This is a genomic window from Alcanivorax sp. DG881, assembly GCF_000155615.1.
GTDB lineage: Bacteria > Pseudomonadota > Gammaproteobacteria > Pseudomonadales > Alcanivoracaceae > Alcanivorax.
Window position 1 is genome coordinate 475,119 of record NZ_DS989915.1, and the last position, 22,583, is coordinate 497,701.

Consider the following 22,583-nt stretch of genomic DNA (forward strand, 5'->3'; position numbering starts at 1 on the left):
AACACGATGTTTCACCTCGACGCATCACTTGCCTGCGTCGTTCACGGCTATTTTCAGGTGTCTTATATGTCTCAGCCATTTTGCGTGCCGCCACGGACAAGCACTCTCAAGGCCATCCCCGGTGATGCGGGGCTCCCCCTTATCGGCCACACACTGGGTTTTATGCGCGATCCGATCGGATTAATGCGCAAACGCTACGACACCTATGGCCCGGTATCCTGGAGCAGCGTGTTTGGTTTACGCATGATCCAGATGCTCGGCCCCGACGCCAACCAGTTCGTTATGCTTAATCGCGGTGACCTGTTTTCCAATCATGATGGCTGGGATTATTTTATCGGCCGTTTTTTTCATCGCGGCATCATGTTGCTGGATTTCGAGGAGCACCGCTGGCATCGCAAGATCATGCAGCAAGCCTTTAACAAGGACGTGCTGAAAGGCTATCTCGAGCGCATGGGGCCACACATCGCCAGCGGAATTGAGGACTGGCACAGCATCAATCAATTCAAGGTGCTTTCAGAGGTAAAGCAGTTGACCCTGGATCTGGCAACGGATGTGTTCATGGGCTATGAGCTGGGGCCGGAAGCAGACTCCCTCAACAAGGCCTTCGTGGATACGGTCCGTGCTGGCACCGCCATCGTGCGCACCAACGTGCCCGGGCTACGCTGGTCCAAAGGGCTTAAAGGCCGACGCGTTCTTGAAGCGTTTTTCCGCAAGGAACTACCCGCCAAGCGCGCCAGCCAGGAGTCGGACCTGTTCAGCGCGCTGTGTCATGCCAGCACCGAGGACGGTGAGCGATTCAGCGACGATGATGTGGTCAACCACATGATATTTCTGATGATGGCCGCCCACGACACCACCACGATTACCCTCTCCACGCTCTTCTATTATCTAGCCAAGAACCCAGAATGGCAGGAGCGGCTACGCGTAGAGAGCCGTGCCTTGAACAAGCGGGAGCTGGACTATGACGATCTACCCAGGCTGGAAGGTATCAGCCTGGCCATGAAGGAAGCCTTGCGGCTATGCTCCCCGGTGCCCTCCCTGCCCCGCAAGACCGTGAAGGATGTGGAGTATGAGGGGTTCTTTATTCCCGCAGGCAGCTTTATCAATGTGGTGCCCTACTTCACCCATTATATGGAGGAGTATTGGCCAGATCCGGAGCGGTTCGACCCGGAGCGGTTCAGCCCCGAACGGCGTGAAGACAAGGTGCATCCCTATGCCTGGATGCCTTTTGGTGGCGGCGCCCACAAGTGCATCGGCCTGCACTTTGCCGACCTGCAAGTGAAAGCGGTTCTGCACCAGGTATTACTTAATTATCGCTGGTCGGTACCCGATGACTACGAAATGCCGGTGGACACCAGCAGCCTGCCGGTGCCCGCCGATGGTTTGCCGGTAAAACTGGAAAAGCTCTGATGAGCATGGAGTTGCGAGTTGCGAGTTGCGAAAGCCGAAAACAATCTCGCTGAAATGACCGGTTTTGTTTTTTGAACTTCGCTTCTCGTAACTCGATACTCGTAACTCAATACCGATTGCCATCAAGCCGTGACCAATACCGCCTGACGCAGGGTTACCAGTTCTTCCGCCGCGGTTGGATGAATCCCCACGGTGGCATCAAAATCAGCCTTGGTGGCGCCCATCTTGATAGCCACCGCAAAGCCCTGTGTAATCTCGGCTGAGTCTTCACCAGCCATATGCAGACCAAGTACCTTGTCGGTGGCATCGTCCACAATCAGCTTGATCAGTGAACGCTCCTGCTTGTCACCCAGGGTATAACGCATGGGCCGGAACGCACTTTTATACACCCGCACCGCCGGCACACGAGCTAACGCCTGTTCTTCCGTCAGGCCCACCGTGCCAATATTGGGGTGGCTGAATACGGCCGTGGCAATGTTGTGATAATCCATCGCCGCCTCAGGCTTATGCTCCCCATAGAGTTGCGCCGCCAGCCACATACCCTCTGCAAGTGCCACCGGCGTTAATTGCACACGATCGATCACGTCGCCAAGCGCATAAAGCCCCTCAACACTGGTCGCAAAGCCGTCATCCACCTTGATAGCACCGCCCTCTGTCATGGCCGGCGCAGCACCCTCAGCAAACAGGTCATCCAGCTTGGGGATGCGCCCGGTGGCGTAGAACACTTCATCAAATACCGCCTGCTCGCCGCCTTGATAGTTAACGTGTTTTTCACCGTTAATCGCCTCAACACTGGCAACGTCCGCATTGAATTTCAGGGTTACGCCCTGCTCCTTCATCTGTTCAGCGATAAACTCACGAATGTCCTGATCGAAGCCACGCAGGAACAGAGCACCACGGTAGACCTGCGTTACCTGGCAGCCCAGGCCGTGCAGGATGCCCGCAAACTCCGTGGCGATGTAGCCACCGCCCACCACGGCAACACGCTTGGGAAGCGTGTCCAGATAGAACAGGTCGTCGGAGATGCGCACATGTTCACGGCCTGGCAGATCTGGCACGAAGGGCTTGCCACCCACTGCCACCAGAATATGGCGGGCCGTCAACACGGTTTCACCCACAGAGACCTTGCCACCACCCAATACCTGCCCGTGACCTTCAAAAATCGTCACCCCGGCCTGATTCAGGATCCGCTGGTAGATACCGTTCAACCGGCTGATTTCACGGCTCTTGTTATCTCGCAGTGTGGGCCAGTCAAACTCCCAGCCTTTCACGGTGTAGCCATAATCCTCAGCCAGCGCAAATTCCTGGGGAAAATGGCTACCGTACGAAAACAGCTTCTTGGGCACACAGCCGACATTCACACAGGTGCCCCCGAAAAAGCGCTCTTCGATAATCGCAACGCTGGCACCATGGGAGGCAGCCATGCGTGCGGCGCGTACACCACCTGAACCGGCACCGATTACGACAAGATCAAATTCCGTGGTCACTGAAAACTCCTTTGTATTTCGTTCATTGTGAAGGCTGCTGCAATCAGCACAAACGCAGCCATTCGATAGTGATTATAGGTGCCGCCAATCACGGACCGGTCCCAATGCCCTGCCAGCGTACAAACGGCTGCTTTTCACTGGGTCGGCCTTCACGCAGATAGATGCCCGATTCAACCTGTGGCCACAGGCGATCAAGCGGAATGGACTCGCCATTACTGCTGAGCATGCGGGCATGATAACGGCGTAATTGCCGCGGCTCGCTGACACCACAGGAATGGGCAATGGTTTCCACCTCCTTGACCAGATTGTCATGGAAGTGCGCCACGCGCTGGGACTTTTCCGCCGGCACCAGCCCGCGCTGTAAGCGCGGATTATGGGTGGTGACACCGGTCGGGCAGGTATTGCGGTTGCACTGCAGCGCCTGGATACAACCCAGGGCAAACATATAGCCCCGCGCAGAGACGCAGAAATCCGCCCCAACTGCTATCGCCCAGGCCACCATGCTTGGGGTGATCAGTTTGCCTGACGCAATAATGCGGATACGGTCTGTGAGGCCGTAGCCATCACGCAGATCCACCAACAAGGGCAACGACTCCGCCAGGTACAAGCCCACATCATCCATTAATGACATGGGGGCAGCGCCAGTGCCGCCGTCGCCGCTATCGATAGTGATGAAGTCCGGCGCCGATTCCAGGCCACGCGCATGAATAGCCAGGAACAAGTCCTCCACCCACGCCCAGGCGCCGAGTACACATTTGATGCCCGTGGGCTTGCCGCTCACCTCGCGCACATGGGCAATCAGGTCCAGTAGATCCTCCGCGCTATGTACATCCGGCTGGCCGTTGGGGCTAATGGATGCCTCTCCTGCGGGGATGCCGCGAATGGCCGCAATTTCCTGGGTCACTTTGGCGGCGGGAAGAATGCCGCCCTTGCCAGGCTTGGCGCCCTGGCTGAGTTTGATTTCGATCATCTTCACTTGCGGCCGCGCCGCGATCGCAGCCAGGCGCTCATCGTTCAGGTTGCCTTCAGCATCCCTCACACCGTAACGGGCCGTGCCTACCTGGAAGACCACATCACAGCCCCCTTCCAGGTGATAGGGAGACAAGCCCCCTTCCCCCGTATTCATCCAGCAATTGGCAATGGCGGCCCCATGGGACAAAGCCTGCACGGCGGGCCGTGACAGGGCGCCAAAGCTCATACCGGACACATTGAAGAAACTGCGCGCCGCATAGGGCTGTTCACAGTGGGGGCCGATCATCAAAGGCAAGGTTTTCGCCGCGTCCTTTTCCAGTGTTGGATAAGGACAATTCATGAAAATGACCCGCCCCGCCCCGGTTTGCTTGGTCGAGCCAAATGCCATGGTGTTGCTCAAATCTTTGGCGGCGCGGTAAACCCAGGCACGTTGTGCCCGGTTAAACGGCAGCTCCTCACGGTCCATAGCGAAGAAGTATTGGCGGAAAAACTCACCAAGAGTCTCGAAAAAGTAGCGAAAACGGCCGATTAGCGGGTAATTACGGCGAATGGCGTGTCGCTTCTGAAAAAAACGGTCTTGTAGCCATAGGCCAACAGCCACCACCGTTAGCAGCAACACCAGCAGCAAAAAGCCCAGCTCCAGCCAGGCAATGGTGCTGTTCAACCAGGGTTCCAGATACTCAGGAAACATTCGCTCTCCTCGCTCGCTGTATTCGCAGCTGGGTGGCTCAAGGCGGAAATGTGCGCCAGCGCACTTGGGCCACCCCCGGCGCAATAGTATGATGTCAGTCCGTCGATTTTGTTACGCTTGGCGGCCAGTGTGGTCAATTCGTCTGGTGCTGGCCAGAAAGAAAAAAGAATGGCGTTATCATGGGGGTAACGCTTGGCTATAAGCCAGAACGACGGAAGAACAACAAATTAACGGTGTTCACGGTGCCCAACAAGCATCTTGCTACACCAGAAAAGGGGTACGGGGTTCAATGCGGGTTTTATTGAAGACATCCAGGCTGTCGGGGGCCTTGGCAGTTGGCTGCATGCTGATCGTCAGTGGCGGCGCCCTGGCAGACAATATCTACAAATACCGTTCCGCGGATGGCACCATCCTGTTCACCGATCAGGCTCAAGAACAGGTGGGCCAGCAATACACGCTGCTATCCGTTCGCAAAGGCTGGAGTTACACCCCGCGCGCCCTGTCCAACGCCCAGCGTGACCAGTACGACACCATCATTACCCAGGCGGCTACCCGCTTCCGCGTGGACCCTGCACTGGTCAAAGCCGTTATCCACGCCGAGTCCCTGTTCAACCACAACGCCATTTCACGGGTTGGCGCCCAGGGTCTTATGCAGCTGATGCCCGAAACCGCAGCCTACCTGAAAGTCAGCAACCCTTTTGACCCGCGTGCCAATATTCAGGGCGGCACCCAGTTCATCGCCTACCTGAAAAACAAATTTTCCGATCTCGACCATATTCTTGCCGCCTACAATGCCGGCGAAGGCAATGTGCGCCGCTATGGTGGCATTCCGCCTTTCAAGGAAACCCAGGCTTACGTGAAGAAGGTGAAACAACTTCGCCAGCGCTATGCGCACCAGTTTGTGGCCGAACTGGGAGAGGAAGAAACGGTGTTTGCGTCGCGGTAAGTCGCCCCGCCCTAAACAATGTCGTTTCGTTGGATTACGCCTTTCAGGCTAATTCAACCTACAAAACCCAGCGCTGTTGCCGGGCAGGCCTGATTAGCCTGAAAGGCGCAATCAGACAACAAAGCCAACGCTCATCAAATTTCCACGCCCAGCCACTGCCCATCATAATCAATCCGAAACTGCTCGAGCTGATAACTTGATGTCTGGCATTTACCGCTGCGTAGCGAAAACGTCAGCCCATGCCCCGGGCAACGCAATTGCTCATTCATCACCGTACAGCGGTCGAGCGGAAAGTCCGCGTGGGGGCAGCGGCGCTGCATCAGCCAGGTGCGACCGTCTTCATGGATCAGCAGCAGCTCCTTGCGCCCGATCGTAACAGGCAGCCGCAGACCGTCGTAAAGATCCATGATGCGGATAAGTCGATGAAACATGTGCCCTCACCGGTTTCCGTAACGTAAAAAGCCCGCAGAAGCGGGCTTTTTACTGTGCTGCGAAGCAGCGGGTCGGTCAAGCAGACATTAGTTGCCGTGCTTCTCCGCCAGATAGAACCAGGTATCGAGCACCGAATCCGGGTTAAGGGAAACGGAAGAGATGCCCTGCTCCATCAGCCATTTGGCCAGGTCCGGGTGATCCGACGGGCCCTGCCCGCAGATGCCGATGTACTTGCCTTGAGCATTACAGGCGTCGATGGCCATCTTCAGCAGCTTTTTCACCGCCGGGTCACGCTCATCAAACAGATGACTTACGATACCGGAATCCCGATCCAGGCCCAGCGTCAGCTGAGTCAGGTCGTTGGAGCCGATGGAGAAGCCATCGAAGTGCTGCAGGAACTCATCCGCCAGCAAGGCGTTGGTTGGCAGCTCACACATCATGATCACACGCAGGCCATTTTCGCCACGCTTGAGACCATTCTTCGCAAGCAGCTCAATCACCTGCTCCGCTTCACCCACGGTACGCACGAACGGCACCATGATCTCCACGTTGGTAAAGCCCATTTCGTCACGGACTTTCTTCATGGCCCGGCATTCGAGCTCAAAACAGTCACGGAAGTTTTCGCTGATGTAACGGCTGGCACCACGGAAGCCCAGCATCGGGTTCTCTTCCTCAGGCTCATACAGCTTGCCGCCGATCAGGTTGGCGTATTCATTGGACTTGAAGTCTGACAGACGCACGATGACTTTTTCCGGGTGGAATGCCGCCGCCAGGGTAGAAATACCTTCGACCAGCTTCTCCACGTAGAAGTCCACCGGATCGCCATAGCCCGCAGTTCGCTTGTCCACGTTCTGCTTAACATCTTTCGGCATGGCGTCGTAGTTCAGCAGTGCCTTGGGATGCACGCCGATCATACGGTTGATGATGAATTCCAGGCGGGCAAGGCCCACGCCTTGATTCGGCAGGCCAGCAAAATCAAAGGCCCGGTCCGGGTTGCCCACGTTCATCATGATCTTGAACGGCAGCTTGGGCATGGACTCAATAGAGTTGCGCTGGATATCAAACTCCAGCTGACCTTCGTAAATCTTGCCGGTATCGCCTTCTGCGCAAGAGGCCGTGACTTCCTGGCCATCCTTGAGCAGCTCAGTGGCATCGCCACAACCCACGATGGCCGGCACACCCAGTTCACGGGCAATAATGGCCGCGTGACAGGTACGGCCGCCACGGTTGGTAATAATGGCCGCAGCACGCTTCATCACCGGTTCCCAATCCGGGTCGGTCATGTCCGTCACCAGTACATCACCGGGCTGGACCTTATCCATTTCCTTGATGCTGGTCACAATGCGCACTTTACCAGCGCCAATCCGCTGGCCAATGGAGCGCCCTTCCACCAGCACTTTACCGGTTTGCTTGAGCAAGTAACGTTCCATCACGTTCACGTCGGAACGACTTTTCACGGTTTCCGGACGGGCCTGAACGATGTATAGCTTGCCATCGTCGCCATCCAGCGCCCATTCGATATCCATGGGCATGCCGTAGTGCTTTTCAATTTCAATCGCCTGACGGGAAAGGTTCTCGATCTGCTCATCCGTCAGACAGAAGCGAATGCGCTCATCCTTGTCCACGTCCACGATTTCAACGGACTTACCGGCACTGCCTTCGGCGCCATAGATCATTTTCTGCATCTTGCTGCCCAAGTTGCGGCGCAGCACAGCAGGCTTCTTGTTCAGCAGTGTCTTCTTGTGAACGTAGAATTCGTCCGGGTTAACCGCACCCTGTACGACCATCTCGCCCAAACCGTAGGAAGCGGTAATGAAAACAACGTCCTTGAAGCCGGATTCGGTATCCATGGAGAACATCACGCCAGCAGCACCCGTCTCGGAGCGAACCATGCGCTGCACACCGGCAGACAGGGCGACCAGTTTGTGGTCAAAGCCCTGATGAACGCGGTAGCTGATGGCGCGGTCATTAAACAGGGAGGCGAACACCTCTTTAACCGCGATCATGACGCTATCTACGCCACGAATGTTCAGGAAGGTTTCCTGCTGACCGGCGAAAGACGCGTCCGGCAGATCTTCCGCCGTTGCGGAAGAGCGCACGGCCACGGGGAGGTCAGCGTTACCTTCGCCGATCTGGGCGTATGCATCACGGATAGCCTTGTCCAGCTCAGGCTGGAACGGCGCATCAACCACCCACTGACGGATTTCTTCGCCAGTTTTCGCCAGCGCTACCACATCTTCAACGTCCAGCGCAGACAGCGCTTCGTTGATCTTCTGGGTCAGGTTGTTGTGCTCAAGGAATTCACGGAAGGCTTCAGCGGTAGTAGCAAAACCGCCCGGAACGGAGACACCCGCCGCCGACAGATTGCTGATCATTTCGCCCAGGGATGCGTTCTTGCCGCCTACGTGCTCAACGTCATCTTTACCCAGGTCCTGAAACCAGACTACATATTCCGCCAAGGTCATCTCCTTTTACGTGTTACTGGTTGGTTTGTTGGCCAAAGCAGTGTCGGCACACCTTGTGCCGATAGCGCCATAAATGAGTGGCTGCACAAGGTGCCGGATCAAATCGAGCCGACATTCTACTCAAAACCGAAACAGTTTGCCTGCCCCCTCTTTCAGATTTGGCCGGTATTTAAGCATCACGTTGGCCAACCCATGCCCCCGCCCTGCCTCATACACGAGAAAGCGATCCTACCCCATTGAAATTGCAGGTTTTTTGTCAGAGAAGCATTATTGGGCGCAGTGTAGAATCTGCGTCTTGTCCGGACAACGGGTACCCCCTCAAGGCTGCCTGACAGGCTGGGCCATGCCGTCAGATAGCACTGGTCGCAGTGCGATACAGCGTCTAGACTGGCTCCATTCAAAACAACGACTTACCCCGCAGAAGCGGCGCTCGCCCCGCGAATGGCTTGCTTCAAACCCACTCTTAAGGGGCACGGCGAGCGCCACTCCTGCGACTGAAAAAACGGGCAGACCCAATGAAACGAAGCGCTTTTTACCTATCGGACGGCACCGGGATTACCGCGGAAACCCTTGGTCACAGCATGTTGAGCCAGTTCGGGGATATCGAATTCGTGCAGATCACCCTGCCCTTCGTACAATCCGATGAGCAGACCCGCGAAGCCGTTGCCCGCATCAACAAGGCCGCAGCAGAAGATGGCGCCAAACCCGTCGTCTTCTCGACACTGGTCAATACCGACCACCGCTCCATTCTGCATAGCTGTGATGCCCTGATTCTCGACCTCTTTGGGGCTTTTCTGCGCCCCCTGGAAGACGAGCTTGGCGTACGTTCCAACCACAAGATCAACCAGAGCCACGCCATCCGGGACGCCGAGTCCTACCGCATTCGCATCAACGCGGTACATTTTGCTCTGGATAACGATGATGGCGCCCGCACGCGTCACTACGATCAGGCTGATGTCATTCTGATCGGCGTCTCACGCTCCGGCAAAACGCCGACCTGCCTGTACCTGGCCCTGCAGTTCGGCCTGTTCACCGCCAACTACCCGCTCACCGAAGACGACTTCGACGACCTGCGCCTGCCCAAGGCCCTGGTGGAACACAAGCACAAACTCTTCGGCCTCACCATCGACGCCGATCGCCTAAGCGCCATCCGCAGCGAACGCAAAGCCGGCAGCAAGTACGCTTCGCCGCGCCAATGCGACATGGAATTACGGGCCCTGGAAGCCATGTACAACAAGCACAATATTCCGTACCTGGATGCGACAGAATTATCGATTGAGGAGATCAGTACGCGGGTGTTGGCGATGAAGGGGTTGAAGCGGCGGTTGCAGTAGCAACCAGCATATAAGCTTGTGCCTGCATATAGCCATAGTAAATCTGACTTGAAGGCTTTGATGTTATGTCGTCAACAAAAAATCAGGAAACCAAAACCGGCAAGGTAACAGGTATACTGAGACGTTTTTGTAGTTCCCCCGCTTTAGTGGACACCTTCTCCTAACTAGACGAGATGGCATATGCCCCGATACAACAATCTGAGAAAGACTTGGCAGTAGCAAAGGCCTGAGCTCGGCTGTCAGGAAGGCATTCAGGTCCAGCAAGTGGCGGCTGGGTTGGATATCCACCCGGTGATGCTTTCGAGGTGGCGCAAGGAATATCTGGAAGGCAAGGGTCGAAAGCGTGTTGAGAGGCTGATGAGGGAGGCCTCGCTGATGGGTGGGTAGCAAAACTGTACCGCAGGGTGCCGGGCGTGGAGCGATTTTATCAACGCCACAAGAACCTACGCCTGAATATGCCGGTCCAAACGGAGATAAATCAGCAGTGGGTAGCGGATCTCACTTATATCAAGGTTAACCGACAATGGCGGTACCTAACGGTTATGCTTGATGTCTATTCGAGGAAGGTGATTGGCTGGTCGTTGGGAGATCGGAAGACAGCTGATCTGACTCTGAAGGCGGAAGTGATCCATGGTGTGTCGTTTAAAAATGAGCAAGAGCTGAGGGCGGTGCTGCGTGGTTACATCAACCACTTTTATAACCAGAAACGTTACACTCTGGCATTGGTTATGTGGAAGGAGAGAATGGCAGCTTGAAATGAAGCGTGTCCATTTTATCGGGGGGAGATCATTTTCACCACAGTATAATGCAAGCGTATAGAAGATGCCTTTCAGGGAAAAATACCACGCACTCCGACGTGAATCTTATATGTGGAAGAGGCGGCCGCTCGGTACCGCCCAATAAAGAGTCAAATCGCCAATCAAACCAGCGGGCTTTTGGCTTTAACAGAAACGAGCGCTTCCCCAGCAGTTCCTCAAGGGCGCTTCCAAGCCCACAATATTCCCGTTTCTGGCATTTGCATTGCCTGCAATATTACTAACAAACGCCGTTGTTCTATCACTAATGTCAAGTGTAAACGCATCAGGTGCATACATTGCCCAACCTACGGGGACAGAATTTGAATAACCAGGGTACTGTACATCTTCTTTTTGAAAGGACAAACCAAAAAGTGAGGAAGAGACGTCAAGTTGATGGACATTAGATAGATTATAAGGCAGTTGATAAGTATTGTTATCCAAAGATGCGACAGAAGTATTCAGGCCAGCAGCAAGCTGATTAATGATCTTTTGTTCCATCTGACCTTGGATTAGCCCTTTAATCAGATTGATTAGCCCAGACGGTAGGCCGCTTGAGCGTTCAATTGATAAGGAGTCCACAATTGCTGCCACAGCACCTTCAACGCCACCATGAGTATTGCGACCAAGATTCAAATTGGAAATTAATGCCTGACTCCTTCTGTTCCCAAGTACGGATACCGGCGAATTTCTTGTCACTCCATCAAAACTAACCGTGAGATTGCGAAATTCCTCACATATAAAAAGCACGCAAGCCTCATCATTATCAAGCCCTAAAGATCTATCAGGTTCATTAAGGCCAAAAACGTTAACACCTGACCCTCCTAAACTACCAGGGCAGGGCCCCGTTAAAGGCCCACAGGTAACAGCCACATCCTGAGGGTTTCTTCCCCGCCCCTGCTCCTGTAGGTCAAGTTGAGCATTGCCACTCATAAAACCACTGAAAACATTCAGTGACCCAAAAGACATCGGGCCTGAAACCTGTTCTCCCCCCATGCGAACGCCAACAACTTCACGCAGCGTCGTGCTGCTATCGTTCTTAATTGCAAACTGGAAAAAGGGTCTGTTGATAATAAAATCTTTCAGTTGATCTTGAATGGTTTTGTCAATATTCGTACCTGTGCAAGTTCCATTCCCGCAGTCTCTCAAGAGGCCCGGCTTCTGAATACTCCCTAAAACGGGATTCTGCGTAATGCATTGTCCACTGCTATTTGCGACACACCCCAGAGAAAAATTATCTATATCAAGGTCGCAACCATCTGTACCATTAATGCCTCCACAACCAAGCTGAAGCTTGTCAATGTTCATATTGAGCCTCAACTCTGCATCTAATCCCGCCTTATAAAAAGTATATCCATTTGTGAACTCTTTATTCATTTGCAGCAGAGCTTGCCCTGTCACATCAGCCAATTGCTCATCTTTAAGCTCAACCATAGCCTGCACGGCTTGCGAGAACAGTAAAAAAACAAGTGCAAAAAAGCAGCCAGAGGAATTTATCGGCAATAATCGGAAGCTGGATTTTATTTTAATTCTCATTAGCAATACCCGAAGATGTTATTCTTAAAGGCCTTAGCCGATATTCGTACTTATTGTTGTTCCAGTGTCAGTGAAGTATAAACTTTCGCAGCGGGAATAATCATGGAGCCCAGATCTTTACCGCCGAATTCGATTCTTCCAATCTCAAGAGGATCACCAGCACCACCACCAGGCTTAGTCGCCAATGCTCCAATATTCAGATTGTTCTCAATGCGCAGTTTTGGCTTACCATCAGCTTCACCAGAAGCCGACAGGAGATCAATTTTCCCGCCCCCTCCGGCAAGAATGAAGTTAGAAGGAATTTCGATATCCCCCGTAATATCCGCTAAACGCACATCTACATTTAATTTATTCAAATTGGGTTCAGCAAAGGAAATATAGGTGCCGTCATCATGGCCATGACCGCTACCCGTATCATTGGAAAAACCATTATTAAGGTTTGCCAAGCTAAGGAAGCCGCCGAAGTTAATCGCATCCCCATTCAATGAAGGGAAAATCTTGAAAACGAATTCGTCCATTTCCAGGTTCATATCAATATAGCTACCGTAAACCGGAGACTCCATGCGAGGCACATCGCCTCCACCGAACATCCCGCGAAGCTGCAACCGTACTTCATTGGAAGAAAGATTCAGACCATCACCAAGGGATACGCCGACTCCCATATCATTGGTGGCAAACAGTAAGTCAGCCCCCATCAGGCCAATGGCCAGGCCATCAGCAGTTGGGTTGCTCGGGTCGTGATAACTGGTCTGGAAGTCCGTATCACCGATCATCAGGTGGGTACCATTTTCCCAGCGGGAGCGATCCGGTCTCCCGTTGGCGTCAGCCCCGCCCTCTGTCTGGATGGCAGCAACCACATCCATGGTAAATCCGGGGGATCCTGGCGTGGCACCATCCCCTGACTGTGGGTAGAGGTACCAGTTGGTACTAATATCGCCAAGGGTATAGATCAGAGCCCACCCTTCATCAATATTGTTTGCAGCTGAAACACCGTCGCGATAGACGACCTTGGAAGAATAGGCATGAAGACCCCATTCACGATTTATAATCGCAAGCCCTGTGTCTGAAGGCGCAACATCCAGGAGTTCAGTGGGAAGCACCCCACCCGTTGAGCTTGCGCAAGCCGATGGGGTGCTACCGTAGGTGTTGGCACCACCGAAACAGATGCCCCCAACACTTTGATGAGCCGCGGAAACGGTATCCAGTGTTAGATAGCCGAACTCAAGATCCTTTCGATTCTGCCCCAAGGTCGTCGGCATACTGATGGGTTGTGTAAATTCCAGATATGACTGCCCCTCATCACCACTATCTTCATATCTGGCTTCGCCAAGAACAAACTGGAAATTATCGGCTAGATCAAAACCCAGTGAAGCCGTTAGGCCTTGCGTGAATGTACCGTCATCCGGCAACCAAGCACCCTGAGGGCGCAGCTGCAAATCAAAGTCCTCGATACCACCGCGCCAGCCGAACAGGAGCATGGGGATTGACTGCTCATTGAACTGAAACGCCGTCGACGCTCCATTGGCAACATTGGCAAAAACATCAAAAGTGAGATTCAAGTCAGTCCGCGACCCCGGAGCGCTACTCACAACAATTCCGTCAGAGTTTACTCCCACCGTTCCCTGGTGCATGTCAAACAGGAAACCGAAGTTGTCCAGCTGCACCTCCGTACTCCCTGCCGGCCCCATTCGATAAAACAGACGGCCAGGCTGCCCCATGGTCCATGTATTCGGATCCGGGTCGGTGTTATCAATATCCCCGACGTTAACGATCACCCTTGCCTGATCTGCACTGAGTGATGAGTTGGCAAACCCGCCGTCACCAAAAACGGCAAAACGCCCGCCCGCATCCAGGGCGACGGCCCCGAATGAACGTGATGTGTCTGTGACAGACAAGCTATCCATCTGCACACGCATCCGGTTCCAGGTCGCATCAAGGCCCAGGCCAGACCGGCCCTCGTTATTGGTGTAGGAATCGATGGCCAATGCAAAATCTAACGCCTGGCTTGCAGCTGTGCCATCCAGATCAATCGGCTTGATCACAAACTGGTTTGCGTCGACGGCTGTACCACCAATGATCAGATGGTTCTGAAGTGAGTTGCTATTTGCATCAACTTCACCGTTATCCACTTCCCAGCGGATTTGTTCAGCTGTGATCGCGCCGCCTTGCGGTACTTCCAAGCCGATAGTCACACCGTCACGGCCTTGCACAGCGCCCATTTCTTGCTCAGAAAGAACTTCCAAGGCGTGAACGTTAGAAGAAATAAACAGCATTGCTGCAAAAACCGCGGGCGGCACGTGCGGCAGGTTGTTATTTTTTTCTGTCTTTGAACACATAGCAATCACCGTGTGGAAAGCAGATGCCGTCTTAATAACCGTAAAGATAAAAATCGCCACCAAACGCAATTCCTGCTTGGTGACCATTGTTATCCGCAATATTTAGGCCCATAAAGGAGCCATTATTGTTGCCTTCCCAACCATTGCCGCTTGGCACAAGCGCATTGGGTTCTACAGCCAGCCCCTCGAAGTACAGCCCGAAACGCACGTCATTGAACTCAAACCCATCAGCCGCGCCCTCTGGATAGCTCAAGCGAAGACCTGGCATCTCAGCCAATCCTGATGCTGCTGCTCCGGAACAATCCCCGCTGGGCAGTAAACAAGTAGAGCCATCCTGGTCGGTAAATTTAGCCTCATTGAAGTAACCATGATAAGCGGCACTGCCACCGTGGGAATCACCCAACATGGATGCGTCAATTGCCAAACGCCGTAGATCAATTGACGCGTGACCGTTTTTAAAGACCAACCACTCGCTCTCGCGATTTTTCAATTGAAGGCCGAAGCGGCAATTCATATTTGCCAGGCTGCTACCACCATTAGGAGTATCACAAATAGACAGGGGGGCACCGAGATCGGCTTCCGCGGGACTACTGTTATAGTAGTACTGAAAGCTCGCGAGAATCCCTTTCTGCCCTGTAACTGTACCCATCTCTGTATCATCCATGGCTTCCAGGGCCTGGGCGGGATTCGTGTGCATGCACAACACCACGGCAAGGACAGCAAAAGCTGGGGGGGCTTTTTCAGGAAAAAGCTCACTCATGCGGAGGAAAAATGAACTGGTCATTAATTGGCCCCCAATGTGGTGATTTTCATGTGGTGAATGCGCATACCTTCGATGCGGGAGACCCCCAGATTGGTGACTGGGGTTGCGGCTGAAGGATTCACAAAATAAATACCGTTATCGGTTGCTGTAGCAGATGGAAGCCCAGCCCCTGTCGCAATATTGACACTATCAAAATTGCCCCAGCGCACGTAGCCACGGGTATCTTCGTTGGGGTTGGCAATGCTGCCATCTGAATTCAGGGCGCAATCCCCTGTGTTGCCGACATCGCCACAATAAAAATTGTTATAGACCTCGGGAATGTCAGGAATTCGGGTTAATTCAATAACGAAATCGCCAGTGGCGCTGCCGGAACCATCCCTCACAGCATCCAGCGTAAGAGCCTGGTAATGCAGAACGCCAAGTGGCAAGAAGGCATCCACATTTTTGAAATACATACCTTCAGCATCATCAAAATCCGGAACATTATGAAGCGTATCGGCTAATGCACCGGTATCTTTTTGTCGAACAGAGAAACGGAAGTCACCGGAAAGCGCGCTTTGGTAGGTAATACCCAAGGTATTATCGGCCGTATTTTCCGTTTGCATGAGCCGCAGGATGGCAGGTTTCCCATCCGCTGTTGTGGGTTTGCCATGAATGATCGTTTGGCTTTGCAGGAAGTCGGCACAGTCCGCCCCTCCCGACGAGCAGTTTGCTGCACCGATAGCTGCGCTAGGGTCACCGGCTACACGGTCTACCTCCAACTCGCCCCAGAAACTCCAGCGCCAATCTTCTGTTTGGCTGGGGCCAATCAACTCAAGAATCGTTGGCTTTTCATTGCCTGCAGATCCGTCCAGGTAATTGCCTTGAAAATCGTACCCCTCGTAATCAAAAACACGCAGCACGTAAGGGTCATAGATTGAAGCCATGGCACCGATGCCGTATTGGTTTGGCGTCACACCCGCCCCAAGACTATTGCCGTTACCTAGAGGGCAAGCAAGAAAGGTATTGCCATAGGCGCTGCTTCCACCGCAAGCGCTGGAGCCTCCATTAAGCGTGGCATACCAGTCCGTGCCGCCGGGCTGGGCCCCATTTGTCATGGACAACCCATAATAACGTGCGTCGCCTCGCTGCCAGCCAACACCATTCACCCCCGCACCAGTCAATTCAATAAAACTCTCCGGCGCAAATCGCATGCTGAAATTATCAAGCGCAAAGGCAAAGCCCGCCCCCTGCACATCTGACAGAGAGTCATCACTGAGTTCAGTAAGGGCTTGCGCTTGAGCGGCGCCCAGAGTGAGGGTCGCAGCCAACAGCAGGTTGGTCGATTGGAGTCTTGGGCGCACTGTGACCTCGTTTTCTTGTTATTCCAGCCTGAACCTTCATTGGGCACTTTAGTCAGGTCTGATTATCTTTAGTCACAAGGCTACACAGCGACAAAACGTATAGCAACACTTGTTAACACAAACACTACACAGTGTCGTCGCTATTAATTTATAAATATCAGCATGTTATGCGCTATAAACAGATCGTCTACCATAGCTATGCATGTTTGTACTCTTTATCCGAAAACGGCTTGTTACCAAAGTGCACATATGATGACGAAATGTCTCGTTTGGTTTTGTTTCATTCTGGTTGGATGTTCAGGCTGATCCCCCCTGCTCAAGGACAAACTGGATAAAGAGTCACCAGGCTGCAGTATTCGCAGAAGGACCGCTTATCCATCTGGGGTTTGGTGCAGGAAGCCAAGGTGGCCATAACCCAAGCGTAAAGTGTGATATCGGGGCTATTGCGCCAGCATTCCCATGAATTTATGCACAGGGACTGAGGCCAGCGACTGCTGGCTTTTGCTGGCGTTGAGAATTTCCTCCGCTTTGGCTGGCGGGAAACGGGTCAGCAGATTCTGATGGAACTTGCTCTTCAGCACGGGCATGCCCTCCTCCCTGCGGCGTCGATGGCCTATGGGGTATTCCACCTCGGCAACATCCGTTTTTGTGCCGTCGCTGAAAAAAACCTGTATCGCATTGGCGATGGAGCGCTTTTCCGGGTCCAGGTAATCGCGGGTGTACTCTGCGCTTTCCACGATCTCCATTTTATTCCGCAGCGTGTCGATCATTGAATTCTTGGCGTGGAAGCCGTCTTCGTAGTGGTCGGCACTGAGGCCTCCCATGATCAAGGGCACGGCAATCATGTACTGCAGGCAATGGTCACGGTCCGCCGGGTTGGCGAGTGGTCCCTCTTTGGAAATGATGCGGATGGCTGACTCATGGGTGGTTACGACGATTTTTTCGATATCATCCAGGCGATTTTTTACCTCCAGATGCAGCAGTACCGCAGCCTCGCACGCCGTTTGCGCGTGGAACTCCGCCGGAAAGCGAATCTTGAAAAGGATGTTTTCCATCACGTAAGAGCCATAACCGCGCTGGAAGCTGAATTGGCGTTTCTCTTCCGGCTTGATGGCCTGGTCCTTGTTGGTCTTGCTGAACAGCACATCGTAGAAGCCCCATTGGGGGGCGGTGAGCGCTCCGGGAATTCCCATTTCTCCACGAAGAGCAATATCCGCAAGGCGAACAGCCCGGCTGGTAGCGTCCCCTGCTGCCCAGGACTTTCGTGAGCCCGCATTGGGGGCATGGCGATAAGTGCGCAAGGCCTGCCCGTCCACCCAGGCATGAGAGACCGCAGACAGCATCTGCTCCCGGTCGGCGCCCATGAGGTGCGACACAACAGCGGTAGATGCAACCTTGACCAGCAACACATGATCCAGCCCAACGCGGTTGAAGGAGTTTTCCAGCGCCAGCACGCCCTGAATTTCATGGGCCTTGATCATCGCTTCCAGAACAGCCTTCATGGTCAAGGGCGGTTCACCGTTCGCTACCCGTTTTTGCGAGAGATAATCGGCTACCGCCAGAATCCCGCCCAGGTTATCCGATGGATGTCCCCACTCTGCAGCAAGCCAGGTATCGTTGTAATCCAGCCAGCGGATCATGCAGCCGATGTCCCAGGCCGCTTTTACGGGATCCAAACGATACGGAGTGCCGGGAACCCGAGCGCCATGAGGCACCATGGTGCCCTCCACTATCGGACCAAGATGTTTGGTACATTCCGGAAAGCGCAGGGCAAGGAACCCACAACCCAGGGTGTCGAGCAAGCAATAGTGCGCAGTTTGCCAAGCTTCTTCCGATTCGATGCGGTAATCGCGAACGTAGTCGACAATGTCTTGAATGACTTGGTCGTAATCGGGTCGCAGATTCTGATCGGTATTGCTGGCCATGGTAGACGCCTCCCTGGATAGGTTGGCTTTCAGGGTCTCCCCCGAAATGGCAGAGGGTCAAGCATTGAAGGAGGTTAACTAAACGGCTTTTACAGTTGTAGGTCGGGTTCACCCCAGGGCACAGAGAGGCAAAGCCGTAACCCGACAGTGGATTTGTCGGATTACGCCTTCAGGCTAATCTGACCTAGGGCCTGTTAACACTACCGAGATGAAGTGGCGTTAGCTGTGCTAAGGCACGCCTACATCAGAAGCAGTCTCCGGGAATGCGAACATTGCCTTCCATCAAAACACGGGCGCTACGGCTCATGCTGGCTTTGGTGGCCGTCCACTGCCCATCGACCTGCTTGGCCCCCGCGCCAACCCGCAGCGTGCCCGACGGGTGACCGAAGGTAACGCTGTCACGCTCGCCACCGCCAGCCGCCAGATTAACCAGGGTGCCCGGCACTGCCGAGGCACTGGCGATGGCAACGGCAGCGGTGCCCATCATGGCGTGGTGCAGTTTGCCCATGGACAACGCTCGCACCAACAGGTCCACATCCTCTTCACCAATTTGCTTGCCGCTGGAGGCAGCGTAGCTCTTGGGTTTGGAGACGAAGGCAATCTTCGGGGTGTGCTGTCGCGCTTCCGCTTCTTCAATGTTGTCGATCAGGCCCATGTGCTTGGCGCCGTAGGCACGGATCGTTTCAAATGTTTGCAGCGCTTCCTTGTTTTCGTTGATGTCACCCTGCAGCTCGGTACCGGTGTAACCGATATCTTCTGCGTTGACGAAAACGGTAGGAATACCGGCATTGATCATGGTGGCCGGGAAAGATCCGACGCCTGGGACTTCAAGCTCATCAACCACATTGCCGGTGGGGAACATGGCACCCTCCCCGTCTGCCGGGTCCATGAAGTCCACTTTTACTTCGGCGGCCGGAAAGGTTACGCCGTCCAGTTCAAAATCACCGGTTTCCTGCACTTCACCATTGGTGATGGGAACGTGGGCAATAATGGTCTTCTGGATATTGACCTGCCAGATGCGAACAACGGCAATGCCGTTATCGGGGATACGGTCAGCAGAAACCAGACCGTTATTGATGGCAAAGGCCCCGACAGCTGCGGTCAGGTTGCCACAGTTGCCGCTCCAGTCCACGAAAGGCTTATCGATGGAAACCTGGCCAAACAGATAATCCACATCGTGATCAGCCTTTTCACTTTTCGCCAAGATCACTGACTTGCTGGTGCTGGACGTGGCGCCACCCATGCCATCGGTGTGCTTGCCATAAGGATCGGGGCTGCCGATCACCCGTAGCAGAATCTTGTCGCGGGCTTCGCCGGGAACTTGCGCGGCTTCAGGCAGATCCGTCAGGCTGAAGAAAACGCCTTTGCTGGTACCGCCCCGCATATAGGTGGCGGGGATTTTTATTTGTGGTGCGTGGGGCATGTCTTGCTCCTTGGAGAAAAACCGGTGGCCATTGGCCAACGCCAATGCCCACCCTGCAGTTTCGTTCTAGCCTGCTTCCGCCATAAACTCGTTGGCGAATTTTTGCAGGATGCCACCGGCGGAATACACGGACACTTCTTCGGCCGTATCCAGGCGGCACAGCACCGGGATGCGCTCTACGTCACCGTTGGCACGGTGCATTATCAGTGTCAGCTCAGCCCGCGGAGCCGGGCTGCCTTCCACATCAAACGTTTCCGTACCGTCGATGTTCAAGGTGTTGCGCGTTGTCCCTTCCTCGAACTGCAGGGGCATAACCCCCATGCCGATCAGGTTGGTGCGGTGGATACGTTCGAAGCCTTCGGCCACGATGGTTTCCACCCCGGCCAGCGCTACACCTTTGGCGGCCCAGTCACGGGACGAGCCCTGACCGTAGTCTGCGCCAGCGATAATGATCAGCGGCTGCTTACGCTCCATGTAGGTTTCAATGGCTTCCCACATGCGCTTCACTTCGCCTTCCGGCTCTACCCGGGCCAGAGAGCCCTGGATCACATTACCGTCTTCATCTCTGACCATTTCATTGAACAGTTTCGGATTGGCCAGCGTAGCCCGCTGGGCAGTCAGATGGTCGCCACGGTGAGTTGCATAGGAATTGAAGTCCTCTTCCGGCAGGCCCATCTTGTCCAGATACGCCCCTGCAGCACTGTCCAGCAGGATCGCGTTGGACGGCGACAAGTGGTCCGTGGTGATGTTGTCCGGCAGCACAGCCAGTGGGCGCATGCCTTTTAGCGCACGGGCTTCGGCCATGGTCCCTTCCCAGTAAGGCGGGCGGCGAATGTAGGTGGACTGTGGACGCCAGTCGTACAGCGGGCTCGCTGCACGTACGCCATCGCCTTTCTTCTCGAACATGGGAATGTAGGTCTTGCGGAACTGCTCCGGCTTCACCGCAGACTTCACGATGGCGTCGATCTCTTCATCAGACGGCCAGATATCCTTGAGCATGATCGGGTTACCATCCTGATCGTGGCCCAGCACATCCTTCTCGATATCGAAACGAATGGTGCCGGCGATAGCATAGGCCACCACCAGCGGCGGAGATGCCAGGAATGCCTGTTTGGCGTAAGGGTGAATCCGGCCATCAAAGTTACGGTTGCCCGACAACACAGCGGTGGAATACAAGTCACGCTCGATTACTTCTTTCTGGATTTCAGGATCCAGCGCGCCGGACATGCCATTACAGGTGGTACAGGCAAAGGCCACCACATCAAAGCCTTGCTGCTGCAGCTCTGGCAACAGACCGGACTCTTCCAGGTACATTTTTACCGTCTTGGAACCGGGCGCCAGGGAGCTTTTCACCCAGGGCTTGCGGACCAACCCCAGCTTGTTCGCATTACGGGCCAATAAACCCGCCCCAATGATATTGCGCGGGTTCGAGGTGTTGGTACAGCTGGTGATGGCAGCGATGATGACTGCCCCATCCGGCATCAGACCCTCTTCCTGCTTCCACTCCTTGGCAATACCACGGCTGCCCAGCTCGGAAACCGGCAGCAAAGAGTGAGGATTGGAAGGGCCGGCCAGGTTACGACCAACGGATGACAAATCGAACGACAACACGCGTTCGTATTCCACTTCTCTCAAACTGTCAGCCCACAAGCCGGTTTCCCTGGCGAATTTTTCCACCAGTGCGACCTGATCATCTTCACGGCCGGTGAGGCGCAGGTACTCAATGGTCTGATCATCGATAAAGAACATGCCAGCGGTAGCACCGTACTCCGGTGTCATGTTGGCAATGGTGGCGCGATCGCCTACGGATAAACTGTCGGCACCTTCGCCGAAGAATTCCAGGTAGGCGCCAACAACACGTTCTTTACGGAGAAACTCGGTCAATGCCAGCACCAGGTCAGTACCGGTGATGCCCGGATGCAGCTTGCCTGTCATCTCCACACCAACGATATCCGGCAGACGCATCATGGACGGGTTACCGAGCATGACGTTTTCGGCTTCCAGACCACCCACGCCCACGGAGATGACGCCAAGCGCATCCACCATGGGGGTGTGGCTGTCAGTGCCCACACAGGTGTCCGGGAAGGCCACGCCATCGCGCACCTGTACCACCGGAGACATTTTCTCCAGGTTGATCTGGTGCATGATGCCATTGCCCGGCGGGATCACATCCACGTTATCGAAGGCAGTTTTGGTCCAGTTGATGAAATGGAACCGGTCCTCGTTGCGACGCTCTTCCACCGCGCGGTTCTTCTCGAATGCGCCCTCTTCAAAACCGGGATGCTCCACAGCCAGGGAGTGGTCAACGATAAGCTGGGTCGGCACCACCGGGTTCACCTGGGACGGATCTCCGCCCTTCTCGGCGATGGCATCACGCAGGCCAGCCAGGTCTACCAACGCGGTCTGGCCGAGAATGTCATGGCAGACAACGCGGGCCGGATACCAGGGAAAGTCCAAGTCGCGTTTGCGCTCGATGAGCTGCTTGAGCGCATCGGTCAAATCCTGAGGCGCACAGCGGCGCACCAGCTGCTCTGCCAGAATTCGGGAAGTGTATGGAAGTTTTGCATAGGCCCCAGGCTGGATCGCATCGACCGCCGCACGGGTGTCGAAATAGTCCAGCTCGGTGCCGGGGAGGGATTTGCGGTATTCGGTGTTCATAGCCTGGGGATCTCTTGTCTGGGTGCTTGAATGTGAACGAAGGAATGAATGCATTGACGCTGAATGCC

General features: G+C 54.5%; 15 protein-coding genes. 4 read left to right on the forward strand and 11 right to left on the reverse strand.

Annotated elements, in window-relative coordinates:
- Positions 1-66 precede the first annotated feature (66 nt).
- Complete coding sequence (locus ADG881_RS02130; protein WP_039927119.1) at positions 67-1,410, forward strand: cytochrome P450; 1,344 nt, start codon at positions 67-69, stop codon at positions 1,408-1,410.
- 122 nt (positions 1,411-1,532) lie between these two features.
- On the opposite strand, the gene gorA is transcribed toward ADG881_RS02130, so the two are convergent.
- Together gorA and ADG881_RS02140 are read right to left on the reverse strand one after the other, a co-directional pair.
- Entirely contained in the window at positions 1,533-2,897 is a 1,365-nt protein-coding gene (gorA, locus tag ADG881_RS02135) for a glutathione-disulfide reductase (RefSeq protein ID WP_007150789.1), read from the reverse strand.
- Positions 2,898-2,985: 88 nt separating this feature from the next.
- Positions 2,986-4,560, reverse strand: a complete 1,575-nt coding sequence (locus tag ADG881_RS02140) for an FMN-binding glutamate synthase family protein (protein WP_007149748.1) — start codon at positions 4,558-4,560, stop codon at positions 2,986-2,988.
- Positions 4,561-4,903: 343 nt separating this feature from the next.
- Between ADG881_RS02140 and ADG881_RS02145 the strand changes: the two genes are divergently transcribed.
- Positions 4,904-5,506, forward strand: a complete 603-nt coding sequence (locus tag ADG881_RS02145) for a lytic transglycosylase domain-containing protein (protein WP_007148873.1) — start codon at positions 4,904-4,906, stop codon at positions 5,504-5,506.
- A 134-nt stretch (positions 5,507-5,640) separates the two neighbouring features.
- Here ADG881_RS02145 and ADG881_RS02150 read toward each other — a convergent pair whose 3' ends face one another.
- Positions 5,641-5,937: a Rieske 2Fe-2S domain-containing protein gene (locus ADG881_RS02150; protein WP_007151055.1), complete on the reverse strand. Its 297-nt coding sequence runs from the start codon at positions 5,935-5,937 to the stop codon at positions 5,641-5,643.
- A gap of 87 nt (positions 5,938-6,024) precedes the next feature.
- Complete coding sequence (gene ppsA / locus ADG881_RS02155; RefSeq protein WP_007149232.1) at positions 6,025-8,403, reverse strand: phosphoenolpyruvate synthase; 2,379 nt, start codon at positions 8,401-8,403, stop codon at positions 6,025-6,027.
- A gap of 515 nt (positions 8,404-8,918) precedes the next feature.
- Between ppsA and ADG881_RS02160 the strand changes: the two genes are divergently transcribed.
- Together ADG881_RS02160 and ADG881_RS17850 are read left to right on the forward strand one after the other, a co-directional pair.
- Positions 8,919-9,737 carry a pyruvate, water dikinase regulatory protein gene (locus tag ADG881_RS02160; protein WP_039925963.1) on the forward strand — a complete coding sequence of 273 codons (819 nt, stop codon included), beginning with the start codon at positions 8,919-8,921 and terminating at the stop codon, positions 9,735-9,737.
- A 413-nt stretch (positions 9,738-10,150) separates the two neighbouring features.
- A complete protein-coding gene (locus ADG881_RS17850; protein WP_369699522.1) occupies positions 10,151-10,492 on the forward strand; it encodes a DDE-type integrase/transposase/recombinase in 342 nt (113 codons plus the stop codon).
- A 186-nt stretch (positions 10,493-10,678) separates the two neighbouring features.
- On the opposite strand, the gene ADG881_RS02175 is transcribed toward ADG881_RS17850, so the two are convergent.
- From ADG881_RS02175 to acnD, 7 genes are all read right to left on the reverse strand, one after another.
- A complete protein-coding gene (locus tag ADG881_RS02175) occupies positions 10,679-12,067 on the reverse strand; it encodes a hypothetical protein (RefSeq protein ID WP_007148823.1) in 1,389 nt (462 codons plus the stop codon).
- 50 nt (positions 12,068-12,117) lie between these two features.
- On the reverse strand, positions 12,118-14,490 hold the full coding sequence (locus ADG881_RS02180; protein WP_232211670.1) for a DUF6160 family protein: 2,373 nt from the start codon (positions 14,488-14,490) through the stop codon (positions 12,118-12,120).
- A complete protein-coding gene (locus ADG881_RS02185; RefSeq protein WP_039925968.1) occupies positions 14,435-15,187 on the reverse strand; it encodes a hypothetical protein in 753 nt (250 codons plus the stop codon). The genes ADG881_RS02180 and ADG881_RS02185 overlap by 56 nt, the downstream gene beginning before the upstream one ends.
- Entirely contained in the window at positions 15,187-16,509 is a 1,323-nt protein-coding gene (locus ADG881_RS02190) for a hypothetical protein (RefSeq protein WP_039925971.1), read from the reverse strand. The genes ADG881_RS02185 and ADG881_RS02190 overlap by 1 nt, the downstream gene beginning before the upstream one ends.
- A gap of 440 nt (positions 16,510-16,949) precedes the next feature.
- Complete coding sequence (locus tag ADG881_RS02195) at positions 16,950-18,434, reverse strand: bifunctional 2-methylcitrate dehydratase/aconitate hydratase (RefSeq protein WP_007150025.1); 1,485 nt, start codon at positions 18,432-18,434, stop codon at positions 16,950-16,952.
- Between the two features lie 244 nt (positions 18,435-18,678).
- The gene (gene prpF / locus ADG881_RS02200; protein ID WP_039925974.1) at positions 18,679-19,857 is read right to left on the reverse strand and encodes a 2-methylaconitate cis-trans isomerase PrpF; all 1,179 of its coding nucleotides are present in this window, start codon (positions 19,855-19,857) and stop codon (positions 18,679-18,681) included.
- A gap of 66 nt (positions 19,858-19,923) precedes the next feature.
- Positions 19,924-22,515, reverse strand: coding sequence for a Fe/S-dependent 2-methylisocitrate dehydratase AcnD (acnD, locus tag ADG881_RS02205; RefSeq protein WP_007150657.1), 2,592 nt, complete (start codon positions 22,513-22,515; stop codon positions 19,924-19,926).
- Positions 22,516-22,583: the final 68 nt, after the last annotated feature.